Consider the following 17955-nt stretch of genomic DNA (forward strand, 5'->3'; position numbering starts at 1 on the left):
CATGGAATCGATCACCTCGGCGCTGCCACAGCTTCTCGAGATCATGTGGCTCAACATCATCCTGTCCGGCGACAACGCCGTGGTGATCGGCCTCGCCGCCGCGGGCCTGCCGGAGAGCCAGCGCAACAAGGCCGTGCTCTTCGGCATCGTCGCCGCGGCGGTGCTGCGCATCGTCTTCTCCCTCATCGCGCAGCAGCTCCTCGCGCTCTGGTGGATCGACATCGTGGGCGGCCTCGCCCTCCTCTACATCGCGGTCAACTTCCTGATCGAGCTGCGCCGCGCGCAGCACGAGGAAGCGGCGGAGGGCACGTCCCACCACGACAAGTCGCTGATGGCGGCGCTGTGGCAGATCATCGTGGCCGACGTCTCGATGTCGCTCGACAACGTCCTCGCCGTCGCCGCCGTGGCGCGCGCCAACGTCACCCTGCTGATCGTGGGCCTGGCCGTCTCCATCGTGATGATGGGCCTGCTGGGCGGCGTGCTCGCCCGCATCCTGGACCGCTACAAGTGGATTGCCTATCTCGGCGTGGCGCTCATCGCCTATATCGGCTTCGAGCTGCTGTGGGAGGGCGTGATCATGGCCAATGCGACGCTGAACCTCGGTCTTCCCGTGCCCGCGCCCCACGAGGCCGCGGCGCATTAGGGCCCGGGGCGTGATGGGGCGGATGACGAAGAGGGTGACGGGGGGAGCGGGGCCGCGCGGCGCCGCCCGCCGCGCCCTGGCCGCGGGGGGCGGGCTGCTCCTCGCGGGCCTCGGCCTCCTCGGGCTGGAGGGCTGCGCGCCGGTCGAGCCCCCGCCCCCGCCCGGGCCGCCGCCCCTGGAAGCCGTCCTCGCCCGCCTGCCCGCCGAGGTGGCGGGCTTCCAGCGCGGCGCCGTGCAGGACGTCGCCCCCGGCGATCCGGGCGCGGGGAAGGTGGTGGAGTACATCACCCCCCGCCGCGTCGCGGTGGCCTATGTCTTCCTCTACGACCTCGGCCGGCCCGCCGTGACCGAGGCCGACCTGCCCCCCGAGGTGGAGCGGGCGGTCTCGGAAGCCACGGCGCTCCCCTCGGACCGGACGGGGCGCCAGCTCTCCGTCGCCTCCCGCTCGGGCCTGCCGGCCGGCGGCGGGAACCTCTCCTGCGCCGCGCTGGACGGCAGCTTCGGGCGGATGCGGGTGGAGCGGCAGGTCTGCGTCGGCGTGGCCGCCGGCCGCTTCCTGCGCGTGCAGGTCACCATGCCCAACCGCCCCTCGGGGCCGGTGGCGGACCCGCTCGCCTTCGCCTCCGGCGTGGCCGCGGCCGTCCGCGGCGGCTGAACCCGGCCGCGCCGCCCGGTGCCAGGTGGCGCCGGCCGGGGCTCAGTAGGCCGGCCGGCGCCCGGAGCTTGGCAGCGCCGGCCGGCGCGCGGGCCTCAGGGGCGGGCGGCCCAGACCGCCTCCTCACTCCAGCCGAGCTCGGCGAACTCCCCCGCGCGCAGCGGGGCCTCCTCCTCCGCGAAGAACTCGTCGAGCTGGGGCGGCGCCACGGAGGTGCCACTGAGCATCGCGTGCGCCTGGCCGCGATGGTGGATCCCGTGCTGGAAGAGGTGCAGCAGCAGCCGGTCCATGCGCTCCCGCTGCACGCGGCTGCCGCGATGGACGGCCACGATCCGCCCCAGCCCCGCCTCGTCCAGCCCTTCCGTGACCGCGATCAGCCGGCGGTCCTCCGCCGCCTGCGCCCGGTGGAGCGCGGCGGGGGTGGCGCAGGGCTCCGGCTCGGCCCAGGCCGCCGGGCCGAGCGTGCCGCCCTCCATGGCGTCGATGTAGAAGCGGTCGATGACGAGGATGTGGTTCAGCGTCGCGCGCAGGCTCGGGAAGAAGCCCGTCCGCGGCGCCGTGAACTCCGCCTGGGAAAGGCCGGCGCAGGCGGAGAGGAGGCGGTGGTTCGCCCAGGCGTTGTTGCGCGCCAGGGCGCGGAAGGGGAGGGCGGCGTCCCCTGGCATCGTAGCCTCTCAGCCCATCGCGGCGAGGCCGCCGGCAGAGACCTCGCGCGAGTTGGGCGGCGGCACGTCGCGGGGATCGAGCGGCGGGGGCTTCCCGGCCGGCGTTCCGGAACGGGGCGCCTGCCCCTCCAGCGGCGGAGGCTTGCCGGCGGGCGGCGCCGCGCCGCGCGGAACAGGGGCCGGGCCGGCCGGCGGGGGCTTGCCCGGGATGGGCCGGCCGGGCGGGGAGGCGCCCTGGGCGGGGCTCTGGTTTGGGCTCTGGGCGAGGCCGGGCGATGCGGCGAGGAGCGCTGTGGCGAGGATCGCGGCGTGGGAGGCGCGCATGCCGCCAGCCTGGGCCGCCCGGGGGCGCCCGGTCAATCCTTCCCCTCCGCCCGCGGCCGGGCGCGGCGCGGGCTCCTGATTGCCAGCCTGCAACGAGCGTGCTCCGATCCCCTCGTCCGGGAAGGAGAGGGGGTTGGAGGCAGGGGAGCTTCACGTCCTGGCAGGCCTCGCCTACGACGCCGCCATGGGCGAGTGCGGCTGGGACGCGGTCGGGCACGCCCTCCTGGCGCTGGTGGGCGGCCGCACGGCCACCTTCTGGGTCGGCGACCCCCGGCGGGGGGAGGTGGACACGCTCTTCGCCTCTGCCCCGCCCGAGGCCCTCCAGCTCTATGCCGAGTACTACTGCGCGCGGGACATTTGGACCCAGGGCTATCTCGACCTCATGCGCGCGCGGGGCATGGGCGCGGACACCCCGGCCATGATCGGCACGGAGCTGGTCTCCGAGAGCGAGGTGCGGCGCAGCGAGATCTACAACGACTTCATGCGCGGCTTCGGGATGTTCGACCTCGTCGGCAACGTCTCGCCGCTGGGGGATGCGGGCTTCCTCACCCTCGGCATCCACCGGCCCGAGGATGCGGAGCGCTACGGGGTGCGGGAGCGGGACCTGCTCGGCCTCGCCCTGCCGCACCTGCGCCGGGCGCTGCGGCTGCGCCACCGGCTGAAGGCCGCGGAGGAAGCGCCGGCGGTGCTGGACCTCCTGCCCATGGCCGGGGCGGTGGTGGATGCGGGGCTGCGGCTGGTGCAGGCGAACAGGGCCGCGCTGGCCCTCGCGGCGCCGGGCGGTCCGCTGCGGCTGGAGCGGTGCGGGGCCCCCGCCGGCCCGCCCCTCGTCACGGCCGCGCGGGTGGCGGACCGGGCGGTGCTGGAGCGGCTGGTGCGCGCCGTGGCCCTCGGCGCCTCGCCCGGGGGCGGGATGCGGCTGAGCGCGGCGGATGGCGGGGCGCTGGCCCTGATCGCCATTCCCCTGCCCGGGCGGCTGGGCGGGGGGCCGGGCCCTTCCGCGCCGCGCCGCGTGCTGCTCCTCGTCCGCAACCTGGCGGGCGTGCCGCCTCCCGTGCCGCTGCTGCGCGACGTCTTCGGGCTGGGCCAGGGGGAGGCGGAGGTGGCGGCGGCCCTGGTGGGCGGCGTCTCGGCCGAGGCGGTGGCCGAGGCGCGGGGCGTGGCGGTCGCCACGGTGCGCGGGCAGATCCGCTCCATCCTCGCCAAGACCGGCGCCTCGGGGCTGCGGGAGCTGGAGCGGATGATGGCGCTGCTGGCGGGCTGAGGTGCCCGGGGCGTCAGATCAGCCCCTCCCGCCGGAAGGAGAGGTGGCGGCCGTTGCCGATGACGAGGTGGTCGTGCAGCGCGATGCCCATCACCTCCGCCGCCTTCGCGATCTCGGCCGTCATCTCGATGTCGGCGCGCGACGGGGTGGGGTCGCCCGAGGGGTGGTTGTGCACGAGGATCAGCGCCGTCGCGTGCAGCTCCAGCGCGCGCCGGACGACCTCCCGGGGATAGACGGGCGTGTGGTTGACGGTGCCGCGGCCCTGCACCTCGTCGGCAATCAGGCGGTTGCGGCTGTCGAGGAAGAGGACGCGGAACTGCTCCACCGGTTCCCGCGCGAGGGCGGCGGTGAGATAGGCGGTCAGGCGCGCGGCATCGCCCAGCAGCGGCGCCTCGCGCGCCTCCCCGGCCAGGAGCCTGAGCGCCACGGCCTGCACGGTGCGGAGCGCGGCGATGGCGGAATCACCCATGCCTTCCACGGCGCGCAGCTCGGCCTCGGGTGCCGTGACGACGCGGGCGACGCTGCCGAAGCGCGCCATGAGGCGCTTGGCATGGGGCTTGGTGTCCACCCTCGGCAGGGCGAGGAAGAGGAGCATCTCCAGCAGCTCATAATCCGCGAGCGCCTCGGGCCCGGCGCGGAGGAGCTTCTCGCGCAGGCGCTTGCGATGGCCCTCTGGGCCGGGGGGCGCGGCTGCCGGGCGGGAGGCGGCGGGGGATTCGAGGAGGGCGGCGAAGAGGGTGCTCGCCTCCTCCATGCCGGGCTTGCGGGGCAAGTCTCGCGGCAACTCCGCCTCCCGGATCCGTGAGCGAGAAGGATGATCGGGGCGGGCGGGTTTGTCCATCGCCGCGCGGCCCGGCGGGACGAGGATGCAGCGCCCCTGCCCGGGGCGGCAACCGGCGGCCGAGTAGAGGAGAGGCCTCCGCCAGTAACGCGGCGCGGGATGATGGGGTGGCAAGGACAGACGGAATGAGGGGCTAAGATCGCCGGGACGGCCTGGGCCGAATGCGCGCGTGTGACGGGGCGCCGGTACTTCTTCGATACTAATGCACGGCCGTAAGTTAACGCGAATCCATTCCGCCTGTCTTCGAGGCTTCATCTCGGGACCTTACCCGCTCCCGGGCAGCGCCGCTCACCTGCTGCACGAAGAAGGGACTCCCGACATGGCTGACGAGAAGGCCGCCGCGAAGAACGTCATCCTGCTTGTCTCGGATGGCGCCAGCCCCGGAACCTGGGACGCCGCCAGCTACTACCAGCACGGCAAGCTGGGCGAGCAGGCCTATGACGGCTTCTCGACCAAGGGCTACATGAGCACCTACCCGCTCAACACCTCCACGACGCCCACCAACACCGCCGAGGGCGAACTCGGCTACGACCCGACGAAGGTGTGGAACGCGGCGACGGCCGAGGGCGAGTTCGGCGACTACCCCGCCGCCTTCGAGGGCTACGAGTATCTGCGCAGCGGCATCACCGACAGCGCCGCCGCCGGCACCGCGCTCTCGACCGGCGAGAAGACCTACAACAACGCAATCAGCTACGACAATTTCGGCCAGCCGCTGATGAATATCGGCGACTACGCGGTCGAGAGCGGGCGCGCGCTCGGCGTCGTCACCAGCGTCCAGTGGTCGCACGCCACCCCCGCCTCCTTCGCGGCGCATAACGCGAGCCGCAACGACTACGAGGGCATCTCGAAGGAGATGATCGAGAGCGGCAAGGCCTCCGTCATCATGGGCGGCGGCCATCCCTTCTACGACGCCAACGGCGAGTTCCGCATCCCGACGAGCGGCGAGGACTACGAGTATGTCGGCGGCGCGGAGACCTTCGCCGAGGTCCTCTCCGGCAACACCGACTACACCTTCATCGACAGCGAGGCGCAGTTCGCGGCGCTGGCCGATGGCAGCTACGAGCTGGCCGAGGGCGAGAAGATCCTCGGCACCTTCCGCAGCGGCACGACCCTGCAGCAGGGCCGCGACGGCGAGGGCATGACGCCCGGGCTCGACAACGTGCCCGAGCTCTCCACCATGGCCGAGGGCGCGCTGAACGTCCTCAGCCAGGACGAGGACGGCTTCTTCCTCATGGTCGAGGGCGGCGCGGTGGACTGGGCCGCGCATGCCAACGACACCGGCCGCATCATCGAGGAGCACGTCTCCTTCAACGAGACCGTGGCCTCGGTGGTCGACTGGGTCGAGGCGAACAGCAGCTGGGACGAGACGATGGTCATCGTCACGACCGACCACGGCAACGGCCTCCTGCTCGGGCCGGACGCCGCCACGGTGCCGTTCCAGCCCGTGCAGAACAACGGCGAGGGCGAGATCCCCGGCGTGAGCTGGCACACGGGCAACCACACGAACGAGCTCGTGCCGATCTGGGCCCAGGGGCCGGGCTCGGAGCTGCTGGCCGAGGCGGCGACGAAGGTCGATCCCGGGCTCGCGAACTACGAGTTCCGGGGCCTGGGGCAGAACTACCTCGACAACACGGACGTCTTCCACGCGATGATGGGCGCGATGGGGCTGGATGCGGCCGCCGTCACCGCCGAGGTGGAGGCCGCGGAGATCGAGGTGGGTGCGCTGGCCGGGTTGGCCCCGGCTTCGACGGATCTCGTCTTCGCCTGAGGCCAGTCGCCACCAGCGGCAGGGCGCCCGGAGGGGCGCCCTGTCCGTATCCTGCGGGCCCTTTTGAGCGACGATGATGTCGCCGCCGCACCGGGGGACCGCCGCTTGGCCGCCTCAGGTGAGGGGCGCGTCGTCCAGGGCGCTGAACTCGCCGCTCGCCTCGTCCAGCACGCGCAGCGAACCGTCGGCCACGTCGAACCAGAGGCCGTGCAGGGCCAGCTCGCCGGCCCGCTCGCGCTCGGCCAGCCAGGGGAAGGTGCGGAGATGGACGAGGGACTGGCGGATCGCGGCCAGCTCCATCGCGTTCTGGTCCTGCAAGGGGTCCACGCCCTCGCAGGTCAGGGCGAGGCGGGTCGCGGGGGCGATCATGTCCATCCAGCGGGCCACGAAGTCGCCATGCGCCGCGTCCACCCCCTTCAGGGCGTTCTGGCGGAAGGCGTTGATGCCGCCGCAGGAGGCGTGGCCGCAGACGACGATGTGCCGCACCTTCAGCTGGCGCACCGCGAACTCGATGGCGGCCGAGGTGCCGTGATAGCCCGCATCGGGCTGGTAGGGCGGCACGAGGTTGGCGACGTTGCGGACCACCAGCATCTCGCCGGGGTCGGCGTCGAACACCACCTCGGGCGCCACGCGGCTGTCCACGCAGGCGATCATCAGGGTGGTGGGCTGCTGCCCGGCCTCGGCCAGGCGGGCATAGTGGTCGCGCTCGCGGCGGAAGCGGGTGTGGCGGAAGCCGCGGTATCCCTCCGCCAGGCGGGCGGGAATCGGGTGGGTAGGGGTGCTCATGCCCCGTAAGGTGGCTTGTGCAGGCCCCCTGGCGAAAGAGTGAAGATCTCGCAGCCGGTCTCCGTCACGCCGACCATGTGCTCGAACTGGGCGGAGAGGGAGCGGTCCCGCGTCACGGCCGTCCAGCCGTCGTCCAGCACCTTCACCTCGGCGCGGCCGGCATTCACCATCGGCTCGATGGTGAAGAACATGCCGGGCTTGAGCACGGGGCCCTCGCCGGGGCGGCCGAAGTGCAGGATGTTCGGCGGCGCGTGGAACTTGCGGCCGACGCCGTGGCCGCAGAAATCCCGCACCACGGAGAAGCGGTGCTTCTCGACATAGCTCTGGATGGCGTGGCCGATGTCGCCCAGCGTGTTGCCCGGCTTCACCACGGCGATGCCGCGCATGAGGCTCTCATAGGTCACGTCCATCAGCAGCCGCGCCTTGGTCGAGGGCGTGCCCGCGACATACATGCGCGAGCTGTCCCCGTGCCAGCCATCGAGCAGCGGCGTGACGTCGATGTTGAGGATGTCGCCCTCGGCCAGGGTGCGGTCGCCGGGGATGCCGTGGCAGACGACGTGGTTGATGCTGATGCAGGAGGACTTGGTGTAGCCGCGGTAGCCCAGCGTCGCCGGCGTGGCGCCATGGGCCAGCATGAAGTCGTGGCAGAGCTGGTCCAGCGCGCCGGTCGTCACGCCCGGGCGGACATGGGGCGTGATCATGTCCAGGCACTCGGCCGCCAGCCGCCCGGCGCGGCGCATGCCTTCGAAGTCTTCCGGTCCGTGGAGGGGGATGCGGCGCGCTTCGCCGGCCGATTGGTCCATGGCGCGAAAATGCGCGCGCGCGCGGGCGGTTGCAAGGCATGGCGGGGTTGCCGGGAGCGAAGGTCTGCCCTCCCCCCAGGGGCTTCGCGCCCCCGCCTCCCCGGGAGCATCCTCCCGGCCAGGCAGGGCGGGGGAGCGGGGGACGGTGGCGGGATCGGGGCTGGATGCGGCTGAAGGGGTGGCGGGGGTGCCCGGCGGGCCGGCCCCGGCGCCGCCCGCAGATGCGCGGCGGGTGGCGGTCATCGTGGCCAGCGCCCTGTTCATGCAGAACCTCGATTCCAGCGTCATCGCGACGGCGCTGCCCGCCATGGCGCGGGAGCTGGGGACGGAGCCGCTGCACCTCTCGGCGGCCATCACCGCCTATCTCGTCGCGCTCACCGTCTTCATCCCCGTCTCGGGCTGGGTGGCGGACCGCTTCGGGGCGAAGCGGGTGTTCATGCTGGCCATCGCGGTCTTCGCCATCGCCTCCGCCCTCTGCGGCCTCTCGCGGGGCTTGGGGGAGCTGGTGGCGGCGCGGGTGCTGCAGGGGATGGGGGGCGCGATGATGGTGCCCGTCGCGCGCCTGCTGCTGCTGCGCCGCGTTCGGCCGGAGGAGGTGGTGCGGGCGACGACCTGGCTCTCCATGCCCGGCCTGCTCGGCCCGATCATCGGGCCGCCGCTGGGCGGGGTGCTGACCGATACCCTCTCCTGGCGGGCGGTGTTCTGGATCAACCTGCCCATCGCCGCCCTCGGGCTGCTGGCCGTCTGGCGCTTCATCCCGGCGACGAGCGAGGCGCGGCCGCCGCGGCTGGACCTGCCGGGCCTGGCGCTGACCGGCACCGCCCTCGCGCTGCTGATGTTCGGGGCGGAGACGGCGGGGCGCGGGGTGGTGCATCCCGCCCTGCCGCCGCTCGCGCTGCTCGCGGGGGCGGGGCTCGGCTGGCTGGCGATCCGCTGGTCGCGGCGGGCGCCGAACCCGGCGCTGGACCTCGGCCTCTTCTCCGTCGCCTCCTTCCGCATCGCCGTCGCGGCGGGCAGCCTGTTCCGCATCGGCGCGGGGGCCTCGCCCTTCCTCCTGCCGCTCTTCCTCCAGCTCGGCTTCGGCGCCTCGGCGACGCTGTCGGGCACGGTCACGCTCGCCACCGCCCTCGGCGCCTTCGCGATGAAGCCGATGACGAGCTTCGCGCTGCGCCGCTACGGCTTCCGCAACGTGCTCGTCTGGAACGGGGCGATCGTGGCCGTCACGCTGGCCGCCTGCGCCGCCTTCGAGCCGGCATGGCCGCTGCCGGCGGTGTTTGCCGTGCTCGCGCTGGGCGGGCTGGCGCGGAGCCTGCAGTTCTCCTCCTTCAACGCGCTCACCTATGTGGAGGTGCCGCCGGGCCGGCTCTCCTCGGCCACCGCCATCGCGGCCACCGCGCAGCAGCTCTTCATGGCGCTCGGCGTCACCTGGGGGGCGGGCTGGCTCGCGGCCTCGGCGGCGGCCGGGGGGCGGGCGGAGCCGGGGGTGCCGGACTTCGCCATCGCCTTCCTCGGCGCGGCGCTGCCCACGCTGCTGGCCTCGCCCCTCGCGGCGCGGCTGGCGCCGGATGCGGGGGCGGCGGCCTCGGGGCACGGGCGGCGGGGATAGGGGGGGGGCAGGGGCGGGGTTCCGGCCCCTGGCAGGGGGCGCCACGGCAGCGTCACCGGCGCGGGCGGCGCCCCCTCCCGCTCGGGGGCGCGGCGATGCGCGTGCCGCTGGCCGCCCCGGAGCGGGAAGGGGGTGCCGCTGGCCCCCCGTGGATCCTCACGAAGCTTACCTCGGGCCCTCCGGCGGAAAACGGCGCCGGCCGGCAATCATTCCGCGCTTCCGCGCGTTCAGCCGCCGGGACACCGCATCGGGGAGGGGACTCTTCCGGGTTCGGATCGAGGACCAGGATGCGGGAGCCGGGATGCCGAGGACGGAGATGATGCTGCGGCGCCAGGAAGTGCTCGCCGATTTCGGGGACCTGGCACTCCGCTCGAACGACCTGGACGAGGTGCTGAACGAGGCCTGCCGCCAGGTCGGCGAGGCGCTCGGCACGGGCCGCGCCAAGATCCTGGAGATCGAGCGGGGCGGGGAGTGCCTTCTCGTCCGCGCCGGCATCGGCTGGGATCCCGGCATCGTCGGCCGGATGCGGCTGCCCATGGAGGAGCGATCCTCCGAGACCTTCGCGATCAGGGCCGGGGAGCCCGTGATCTCGCAGGACATCGGGAAGGAGACGCGCTTCGAGGTTCCCGGCTTCATGAAGGAGGAGGGCGTCGTCGCGCTGGTCAACGTGCCGGTCTTCCTGCCGGGCGGGCGGGCCTTCGGCCTGCTGCAGGTGGACTCCACCGAGCCGCGCGAATTCGACGAGGACGACGCGCGCTTCCTCCGGACCTATGCCACGATCCTCGGCCCCGTCATCGACCGGCTCCGCATGCACCGCGAGCTGCGCTCGACCGAGGAGCGGTTCCGCCTCACGGTCGAGTCCGCGCTCGATTACGCGATCTTCCTCTCCGACCCGGAGGACCGGATCACCGACTGGCTGCCCGGCGCGCAGGCCGTCTTCGGCTGGACGGCGGAGGAGGCCGTCGGGCAGCCCGCCGGCATCACCTTCACGCCCGAGGACCGGGAGGCCCGGCAGGACCAGGAGGAGATCGAGACGGCCCGGCGGGAGGGCCACGCGCCGAATGTGCGCTGGCACCTCCGCAAGGACGGCCGGCGCGTCTTCATCGAGGGCTCCACCCGCGCGCTGCGGGAGGCGGACGGCACGCTGCGCGGCTTCCTCAAGATCGGCCAGGACGTGACCGAGCGCCGCCGGAAGGACGAGCTGCTGCGCGAGAGCGAGGAGCGGCTGCGCCAGTTCGGGGAGGCCTCCTCCGACCTTCTCTGGGTCAGGAACGCGGAGACGCTGGACTTCGAGTATCTCAGCCCGGCCTTCGAGGCGATCTACGGCGCGGGCCGGGAGGATTTCCTCGGCCGCGGCGCGCAGGAGCGCTGGCTCGCCCTCATCCTCCCCGATGACCGGGACCGGGCGCGCGACGCGCTGGAGCGGCTGCGCGGCGGGGAGCGCGCGACGATCGAGTTCCGCATCATCCGCCCCTCGGACGGCGAGCTACGCTGGATCGAGAACACGGACTTCCCGATGCCGGACGGGGACGGCCGGGTGCGGCGCCTGGCCGGCATCGCCCAGGACGTGACGGAGGAGAAGGCGAGCGCCGCCCGCCTGGAGGTGCTGGTCGCGGAGCTGCAGCACCGCGGCCGCAACATCCTCGGCGTCATCGCCTCCGTCGCCTCCAGGACACTCGGCGATGGCGCGGCGGTGGACACCTTCCAGGCGCGGCTCCAGGCGCTCAGCCGGGCGCAGGGGCTGCTCAGCCAGTCCGGCAGCGACACGGTGGAGGTCGGCGCCCTCGTGCGGGCCGAGCTCGCGGCCCATGTGGACTCGCATCCCCCGAGGGTGGAGATCGCCGGCCCCCGGGTGAGGCTCACCTCCGCCCAGGTGCAGAACTTCGCCCTCGCCCTGCACGAGCTGACGACGAATGCAGTGAAGTACGGGGCCCTGCGGGGCGGGGCGGGGCGGCTCACGGTGAGCTGGGCCACGGGCCGGGACGCGAAGGGGCACCGCCGCCTCTCCCTCACCTGGGCCGAGACCGGCGTGGACATCCCCCCGGAGGCAGCGACCCGCCGCGGCTACGGACGGGAGCTGATCGAGAAGGCGCTCGCCTACGCCCTCCGCGCGAGGACGGAATACGTCCTCGGGGCGGACGGGGTCCGCTGCCGCATCGACCTCCCGCTCACCTAGGGCCGGCCATGGCGTTCATCGGGACGAGCCGCCGGTCGCAACCCCTTTCCCCAGGGATTCAGGACGAGATGCCCCAAGCCGCGGGACTACTGGCCGGCCAGCGCATCCTCATGGTGGAGGACGAGTACCTGATCGCGGAGGCGATGGAGGGCTGGCTCCGCGGGGCCGGCGCCGAGATTCTCGGCCCCGTGCCGAGCGTGGACCAGGCGCTGGAGATCATCGAGGAGGAGCCCGGGGCGCCGGACCTGGCGGTGCTGGACGTCAACCTCGGCCGTGGCGAGACGGTCTATCCCGTGGCCGACAGGCTGGACGAGCTGGGCGTGCCCTATCTCTTCGCCACGGGGGACGTGCGGATCAAGGATGCCGCCAACTACCGGCAGCACCCGAAGCTGGAGAAGCCGATCCTGCGGCAGGAGCTCATCCTCGCGCTCGAGGAGCTGCTGGCGGCCAGCCGCGACCGGGGGCCCTGAAGGGGGCCTGCCCGCCCTCCCGCGCGGTCACGCGGTGCGGCAGGGCGCGGTTTCGGCGCGCGTCGCGGGAACATCTTGTTGCCGCGCGGTCTCACCGTGCCGCGCGGTCACACCGCGCCGCGCGGCGGGGCTCGGCGAGGTGGCGGATGAAGTTCCGCAGCTCCGCCTGGCGCCGGGCGGGGTCCGTCACCTCGGCGTCCAGCCCGAGCTGCCAGGCGAGGTCGCGCCGGCCGGGCTCGCGGGCCAGGGCCTCCACGCGGTCGGCCTGCTCCTTCACCGCCGCACGGTCCGCCGCCAGCCCGTCCTCGACGAGGCTCGCCGCCTGCCGGCGCAGCGCCTCCGCCACCTCGTGGAGGGATAGCTCGGGGTGGTACTGCACGCCCCAGAAGACGCCCTCTCCCTGCCGGATCTCGGCGGCCTGGACGGGGGAGGCGGCGCTCCCCGCCAGCAGCGTGGCGCCGGGGGGCAGGCGCTTCACCTCGTCCGAATGGATGGCGGGGGCGTCGTAGGCGGCGGGGCGGCCGGCGAGCAGCGGGTGGTCCCGCCCGGCCGCGCTGGGGGCGATGCGCCGGGCGAAGCCGGCCTCCTTCCCGCCCTCCCGCGGCCCGACCTCCCCGCCCGCCGCCACGACGGCGACCTGGAGCCCGGCGCAGGAGCCGAAGGAGGGCGTGCCGGAGGCGAAGACGGCGCGCATGAAGTCCAGCACGCGCCGGGTCTCGGGCGTCTCCTCATAGACGTGCAGCGGGGAGCCGCAGAGGAAGACGGCGTCGTAGCGGGCGAGCGCCTCGGCCTCGGTGGGGGGCACCCCTTCCTCGGCGGGCTTCACCTGATCGCAGACCGCGCCGGGGGCGAGGCGCTGGAGCACCTCCACATAGGTCTCGCCGGAGGAGCGACCGACGCTCGCGCGCCGGGCCTCGCGGTCCTCGGGCGCCTCGCTCTCGGCGACGAGGAAGCGGAAGGGCTCAGCCATGCGCCGCTTCCCCCCGCTCGGCGGCGGCGAGGCGTTCGACCTCGCGCACATAGCCGTCCGCGTCGAACTTCTTCAGCGTGGCGGCGCCGAGGGTGCGGACATTGCCGAAGACCGGGCGCGGCCCCCAGGGGCGGTCGTGCAGGCCGAAGAGCCAGCCGATATTGGTGAAGGAGTTCGCGTCCCGCCCGTCGATGAAGTACCGGTTGTTCAGGCGCAGCGCGGTTTCCCAGGCGGCCTCGGGGGTGGGGGACCACTCGACGATCTTCTTCCCCCAGTACATCCGCATGTGGTTGTGCATGTATCCCGTCTCGCGCATCTCGGTCATGGCCGCGTTCCAGTAACGGTCGTGCGTGAGGCCGAGTTCGAACTGCTCGGGCGTGTAGAGGAAGGGGCGGGGGTCGGCGCGGTGCGCGTCCAGCGTGCGGCGGGCCCAGGCGGGCACGGCGGAGAGGTCGTCGTAATTCGGCTCGTAGTGGATGTGGTTCATCGCCAGCTCCCGCCGGACGACCAGCTCCTCGATATAGGCCGTGCGGTCCTCCTCCCCGCCGGCGGGGGAACTCATCACGGCCAGGGCGATGGCCACCGGCGAGACCTGCCCGAAATGGAGGTAGGGGCTCATATGGGAGGCCGCGCCCGCCTCCGGCCGCCCGCGCCCGGCGGCGTAGTTGGCGAAGGGCAGGCCGGGCGGGTCGGCCGCCCCCGGCGCGCCGGGGCTGTCCGGGTCGCCGAGATAGCGCCGCAGCCGCGCCTCGGCCTGGGAGGTGCCGCCGCGGAAGCGGCGCACGGGGCGCACGGAGTGGTCGCAGCGCAGCCCCGCCACGCTGCGCGGGATGTCGGAGAGGTCGAGCGTGCTCTCAGGCTGCAGCCCCGCGGCGGCGGCGGGGACGCGCACCGGGCGCTCCTCCAGGGGGTGCAGGTATTCCGGCAGCAGGCGCCGCAGCTTCGGGCGCAGGGTGCGCGCCGCGATCTCGTGCTTGGGCGAGGCGGTCTCGACGGGCACCACCACCTCGCCCTCCACCTGCACCACGCGGCAGGGGGCCTGGGCGGCCAAGTCGGCGTAGAAGTTCCTGACGGGCTTGAGGTAGTTGCGGTCGAGCACCACCAGCGCGGCGCGCCCGGCGAAGTGCAGGGCCGTCTCCACGGGCGGCGTGCGGCGGGCGGCGAAGGCGATGCCGCGCCGCTCCAGCGCGGGCCCGACCTCGGCGATCCCTTCCAGCAGGAAGGTCCAGTGGCGGGCATTCACCTCGGGGAAGCCCTCGGCGATGGCGTAGAGGACGAGGAGGGGGAGGTTCCGGGCATTCGCCTCCTCCACCGCCAGCTCCAGGGCGGGGTTGAAGCGTGCCCGCTGGGCCAGGCCCATCCAGTAGAGGACGTATTCCGCCCCCTCGCGCTCCGGGGCTTCCTTGAGGGTGCGGATACGGCTGGCCTGGATCATCGCCCGGCCATGTAGGGGGTGATGGCCGGGGCGCTACCGGCCGCCCGGCCCTTTTCCGGAGATGGGAGGGGCCGTCAGCCTTCCCCGCCGCCCCCGGCCCAGGTGACGAGGAAGGCGGTGCCGGGCCCGGGCAGGCGCTCGATCCGCGCGTCGATGCCCCGGAGAAGGCTGTCCACCACCGTCATTCCCAGGCCGCGTCGGGGCTGGTCGGGCATGCCGGCGCCGTTGTCCGAGACGAGCAGGGTGAAGCCCGCCCCTGCCGCCCCCTCCGCGGGCGCGAGCGGGCGCAGGACGATCCGCACCGTGCCCGGCGCCCGGCCGATGAAGGCGTATCTGAGGGCGTTGGTCACCAGCTCGTTCATGATGAGGGCGGTCCTCACCGCCACGTCGGCCGGCACCTCGATCGGCCGCAGGTCCATCTGGATCCCGGTCGCGTTGCCCTCCGTCAGGTCCCGCGCGGCGAGGGCGCGGGCGAGGCGGCCGAGCACTCCCTCCAGCGAGACGAGCCCCCCCGGCCCGTCATCCAGCATCTCGTAGCTCGTGCCGATGGCGAGGATGCGCCCCTGCGCCGCGCGCAGCGCCTGGAGCGCCGCGTGGTCGGAGAGCTGGCGCTCCTGCAGGCGCAGGAAGGTCGCGACGAGGGCGAGGTGGTCCCTGATCCGGTGCTGCGCCTCGGCCAGCAGCGCGTCGCGGAGCGCGGCCGCGTCGTCGCGGCTGGTGCGCGTGGCGGCGAGCCGGCGGAGGAGGCCGGCCACCTCGGCCGGCGGGCCGTCATCCCCGGGTGGCAGGAGCGGCTCCCCCGCCTCGAGCCGGCGCGCCGCGGCCTCGAGCGGGGCGATGACGGAGCGCCGGACCGCCCAGAACAGCGCGCCCATGCCCAGCAGCAGGATGAGGGCGAGCAGCAGCGGCGGCAGCGCCACCTCCAGCGGCGCGCCCGCCCGCAGCATGTGCTGGGGCAGGGTGGCGACGAGGGTGAGGTCGTCGGTCACCCGGGCCTTGAGGAAGAAGGTCCCGCCATGGGCGGCGTGGCCCGCCCCCACCGGCTGGGGGGCGGCGAAGGAGGCGTGCAGCGCCTCGGGCAGCGCCGGGATCGGCCCCTGCGGGCCGAGCAGGGAGAGGCTGCCCCCGGCCGCGTCGAGCAGCCAGGCGCGCAGCCCGGGGATGGCCGCCGGCTCCCCCGCCGCGGTGCCGCGCAGCTCCTCCACCGAGAGGGCGGCCGTCACCGCCCCCACGGGCTGGCCGTTGCGGCGAAGGGGATGGCCGACGCCGATCACGCCCTGGAGGCCGAGCCCGGCCTCCCCGATCAGCCCGTTGGCCGGGCGCCCGGTGCGCTGGATCGTGCGGAGGGTGGGGCTGTCGGCGAGCCGGCCGGCGGCGCCGGGAAGGGTGGCGCAAAGCACGCGCCCGTCCGGCCCGGTGACGAAGAGGTGCCGGATCTCGGCGTCCATCGTGAGATGGGCGGCGTTGAGCAGCGCGCCGCAGCCCTCGGCGCCCCGCGCCAGGGGCTCGGCCACGGCCAGGGTCGCGATGCCCTGCGCCGCGCGGGCCAGGGTGCCGCCCACCCGCTCGGCCAGGCGCCGCGTCTCGGCCAGGGCCAGCTCCTCGCTCCGCGTCGTCAGGAGCGAGGCCTGCCAGGCAGAGAAGGCGCCGGCGCAGAGGATGATGAGGAGGGAGACGGCGCCGTAGGCGAGCGCGAGCCGCTGGCCGAAGGACCAGCGCGGCGCCGCGTCCCTGGCATCGGGCCGCGTCTCTGCAAATCCGGCTTCCGGGGCGGCGGGCAGCCGCGCGTTCTGGGGGCCCTCCGGCATCGCGCTCCGTCCTCGACGGGGCAGCTTTGGCAGGCGGGGGGGCGCTTCGTCAAACCTTCGTGACGTCCCCGGCGGGGCCGGATGCCTCCCCCGCCGCGCCGCACCGCGCGAAAGCCGCGGCCATGGCGGGCGGCACGGGGGCCGTCGCTGCCAGGGGCGGGTCCAGGGGAAGGCTGATCGAGCGGGCGAGGAGATGCATCGCCGCCCCCTTGCCGGGCCGCGCCGGCGCGTAGAGGGGATCGCCGAGAATCGGACAGCCCAGCAGCGCGCAATGGACGCGGAGCTGGTGCGTGCGCCCGGTCTCCGGCCGCAGCTCCAGCCAGGAAAGGGCGCCGTCCCCCGAGGCGCCGAGGAGGCGCCAGGCGGTGCGGGCGGGCTGGCCGGCGGGATGCGCCTCCATCCGCCAGCCCGCCGCGGCGGTGCTCACCTTGCGGAGCGGGGCGTCGAGCGTGCCGCCCGGCGCTCCTGGCCGGCCGGTGACGACGGCCCAGTAGGTCTTGCCCGCCCGCCGCTCCGCGAAGAGGGCGCCGAGGGCGGCGAGCGCCGGCTTCGTGCGCCCGAGGACGAGGCAGCCCGCCGTGTCCGTGTCCAGCCGGTGGGCCGGCTGCGGCAGGTGGCGCTTGCCGAGTTGGAGGAGGGGAAGCCAATCCGCGAGGGAGGCGTTGCCGCCACGGCCGGGGTCGAGCGGCAGGCCGGGCGGCTTGTCCACGACCATGACGTCGGGCCGGATGACGAGGATTCGCGCGGCGAGCCAGCCGGGCAGGGATGAGGGGTCGCGCATGGGTTCCGGTGAGCGAGGAGGGGGGGCGCTGGTGGTCTGCCTCGGGCAGGTCGTCACGGACCATACCTTTCGCGTGGACGAGGTGGAGCTTGCGCCCTCCAAGGTCACGGCGCGGGGCTACTCCATGAGCGTCGGCGGGATGGCGGCCAACGCGGCCATCGCGGTCGCGCGCCTCGGCGGGCGGGCCGTGTTCTGGGGGCGCGTGGGGCGCGACGAGGCGGGGGAGGAGCTGCGCCAGGCCCTCGAGGATGAGGGAGTGGACACCACCGGCCTCGTCATGGCCGAGGGGGCGCGCACGCCCCTCTCCGCCGTGATCGTGGACAAGCGCGGCGAGCGGAGCATCGTCACCTATCGCGGGGAGAGGCTGCCGGCCGACCCCTCCGCCCTGCCGCTGGACCGGCTGGCCGAGGCGGGCTCCCTCCTCTGCGATCCCCGCTGGCCGGAGGCCGCCGAGGCCGCCTTCGCCGCGGCCCGCGCCCGCGGCCTGCCCGGCGTGCTGGACGCGGAGAAGAGCGAGGAGCGCGTGCTGCGCGCCCTCGTGCCGCTGGCCGACCACGCGATCTTCGCCAAGACGGGCCTGACCATCTTCGCCCCCGGCGTGCCCCCCGCCGAGGGGCTGGCCCGCGCGCTGGAGGCCGGGCCGCTGCGGATGGCCGCGGTGACGCTGGGCGAGCGGGGGGTGCTGTGGCGCGCGCCGGGAATGAAGGGTATCTCCACCCGCCCCGCCTTCCCCGTGGAGGCGACGAACACGACGGGGGCGGGGGACGTGTTCCACGGCGCCTATGCCCTGGCCGTGGCGGAGGGGCAGGAGGTGGAGCGCGCGCTCCGATTCGCCTCGGCCGCGGGCGCGCTCCGGGCAAGGGACGGGCGCACCCCGGACCGGGCGGAGTTGGAGGCGCTCCTGGCGGGTGACACGGACCGCCCGCTCGTGCGGGCGCGACGGAAGGACTGAGCGGACCG

General features: G+C 74.3%; 17 protein-coding genes. 8 read left to right on the forward strand and 9 right to left on the reverse strand.

Going from position 1 to position 17955, the window contains the following annotated elements; all coding sequences use genetic code 11:
* The first annotated feature begins 1 nt into the window (after position 1).
* Together FHS87_RS04695 and FHS87_RS04700 are read left to right on the forward strand one after the other, a co-directional pair.
* A complete protein-coding gene (locus tag FHS87_RS04695) occupies positions 2 to 643 on the forward strand; it encodes a YjbE family putative metal transport protein (protein WP_184514396.1) in 642 nt (213 codons plus the stop codon).
* 22 nt (positions 644 to 665) lie between these two features.
* On the forward strand, positions 666 to 1298 hold the full coding sequence (locus FHS87_RS04700; RefSeq protein ID WP_184514398.1) for a hypothetical protein: 633 nt from the start codon (positions 666 to 668) through the stop codon (positions 1296 to 1298).
* 95 nt (positions 1299 to 1393) lie between these two features.
* Here the strand turns inward: FHS87_RS04700 and FHS87_RS04705 are convergent, their stop codons facing one another.
* Complete coding sequence (locus FHS87_RS04705) at positions 1394 to 1963, reverse strand: DinB family protein (RefSeq protein ID WP_184514400.1); 570 nt, start codon at positions 1961 to 1963, stop codon at positions 1394 to 1396.
* A gap of 9 nt (positions 1964 to 1972) precedes the next feature.
* Positions 1973 to 2323, reverse strand: a complete 351-nt coding sequence (locus FHS87_RS04710) for a hypothetical protein (protein ID WP_184514402.1) — start codon at positions 2321 to 2323, stop codon at positions 1973 to 1975.
* A gap of 97 nt (positions 2324 to 2420) precedes the next feature.
* Between FHS87_RS04710 and FHS87_RS04715 the strand changes: the two genes are divergently transcribed.
* Entirely contained in the window at positions 2421 to 3551 is a 1131-nt protein-coding gene (locus FHS87_RS04715; RefSeq protein ID WP_184514404.1) for a helix-turn-helix transcriptional regulator, read from the forward strand.
* A 13-nt stretch (positions 3552 to 3564) separates the two neighbouring features.
* On the opposite strand, the gene radC is transcribed toward FHS87_RS04715, so the two are convergent.
* A complete protein-coding gene (radC, locus tag FHS87_RS04720) occupies positions 3565 to 4323 on the reverse strand; it encodes a RadC family protein (RefSeq protein WP_246417827.1) in 759 nt (252 codons plus the stop codon).
* Positions 4324 to 4711: 388 nt separating this feature from the next.
* Between radC and FHS87_RS04725 the strand changes: the two genes are divergently transcribed.
* Complete coding sequence (locus tag FHS87_RS04725) at positions 4712 to 6160, forward strand: alkaline phosphatase (RefSeq protein ID WP_221299535.1); 1449 nt, start codon at positions 4712 to 4714, stop codon at positions 6158 to 6160.
* A gap of 114 nt (positions 6161 to 6274) precedes the next feature.
* On the opposite strand, the gene FHS87_RS04730 is transcribed toward FHS87_RS04725, so the two are convergent.
* On the reverse strand, positions 6275 to 6946 hold the full coding sequence (locus FHS87_RS04730; protein WP_184514408.1) for a carbonic anhydrase: 672 nt from the start codon (positions 6944 to 6946) through the stop codon (positions 6275 to 6277).
* On the reverse strand, positions 6943 to 7749 hold the full coding sequence (gene map, locus FHS87_RS04735) for a type I methionyl aminopeptidase (RefSeq protein WP_184514410.1): 807 nt from the start codon (positions 7747 to 7749) through the stop codon (positions 6943 to 6945). The genes FHS87_RS04730 and map overlap by 4 nt, the downstream gene beginning before the upstream one ends.
* A 145-nt stretch (positions 7750 to 7894) precedes the next feature.
* Between map and FHS87_RS04740 the strand changes: the two genes are divergently transcribed.
* The 3 genes from FHS87_RS04740 (at position 7895) to FHS87_RS04750 (ending at position 12001) form a co-directional block, all read left to right on the forward strand.
* On the forward strand, positions 7895 to 9355 hold the full coding sequence (locus FHS87_RS04740) for an MFS transporter (protein ID WP_312861880.1): 1461 nt from the start codon (positions 7895 to 7897) through the stop codon (positions 9353 to 9355).
* A 301-nt stretch (positions 9356 to 9656) separates the two neighbouring features.
* Positions 9657 to 11531, forward strand: a complete 1875-nt coding sequence (locus FHS87_RS04745) for a PAS domain S-box protein (protein ID WP_184514412.1) — start codon at positions 9657 to 9659, stop codon at positions 11529 to 11531.
* Between the two features lie 68 nt (positions 11532 to 11599).
* Positions 11600 to 12001 carry a response regulator gene (locus tag FHS87_RS04750; protein WP_184514414.1) on the forward strand — a complete coding sequence of 134 codons (402 nt, stop codon included), beginning with the start codon at positions 11600 to 11602 and terminating at the stop codon, positions 11999 to 12001.
* Between the two features lie 91 nt (positions 12002 to 12092).
* Here the strand turns inward: FHS87_RS04750 and FHS87_RS04755 are convergent, their stop codons facing one another.
* The 4 genes from FHS87_RS04755 to FHS87_RS04770 all read right to left on the reverse strand — a co-directional run bounded on the left by FHS87_RS04755 (position 12093) and on the right by FHS87_RS04770 (position 16995).
* On the reverse strand, positions 12093 to 12971 hold the full coding sequence (locus tag FHS87_RS04755) for a type 1 glutamine amidotransferase (protein ID WP_184514416.1): 879 nt from the start codon (positions 12969 to 12971) through the stop codon (positions 12093 to 12095).
* Positions 12964 to 14406, reverse strand: coding sequence for a deoxyribodipyrimidine photo-lyase (locus FHS87_RS04760; protein ID WP_184514418.1), 1443 nt, complete (start codon positions 14404 to 14406; stop codon positions 12964 to 12966). Before FHS87_RS04760 ends, FHS87_RS04755 begins: the two co-directional genes overlap by 8 nt.
* A 74-nt stretch (positions 14407 to 14480) precedes the next feature.
* On the reverse strand, positions 14481 to 16214 hold the full coding sequence (locus FHS87_RS04765; protein ID WP_184514420.1) for a sensor histidine kinase: 1734 nt from the start codon (positions 16212 to 16214) through the stop codon (positions 14481 to 14483).
* Between the two features lie 49 nt (positions 16215 to 16263).
* A complete protein-coding gene (locus FHS87_RS04770; RefSeq protein ID WP_184514422.1) occupies positions 16264 to 16995 on the reverse strand; it encodes an RluA family pseudouridine synthase in 732 nt (243 codons plus the stop codon).
* Between FHS87_RS04770 and FHS87_RS04775 the strand changes: the two genes are divergently transcribed.
* Positions 16994 to 17947: a PfkB family carbohydrate kinase gene (locus FHS87_RS04775; RefSeq protein WP_184514424.1), complete on the forward strand. Its 954-nt coding sequence runs from the start codon at positions 16994 to 16996 to the stop codon at positions 17945 to 17947. The genes FHS87_RS04770 and FHS87_RS04775 overlap by 2 nt on opposite strands.
* The last annotated feature ends 8 nt before the right edge of the window (positions 17948 to 17955 follow it).

Source organism: Muricoccus pecuniae, assembly GCF_014199205.1.
In the GTDB taxonomy this organism is placed as follows: Bacteria; Pseudomonadota; Alphaproteobacteria; order Acetobacterales; family Acetobacteraceae; genus Roseomonas; species Roseomonas pecuniae.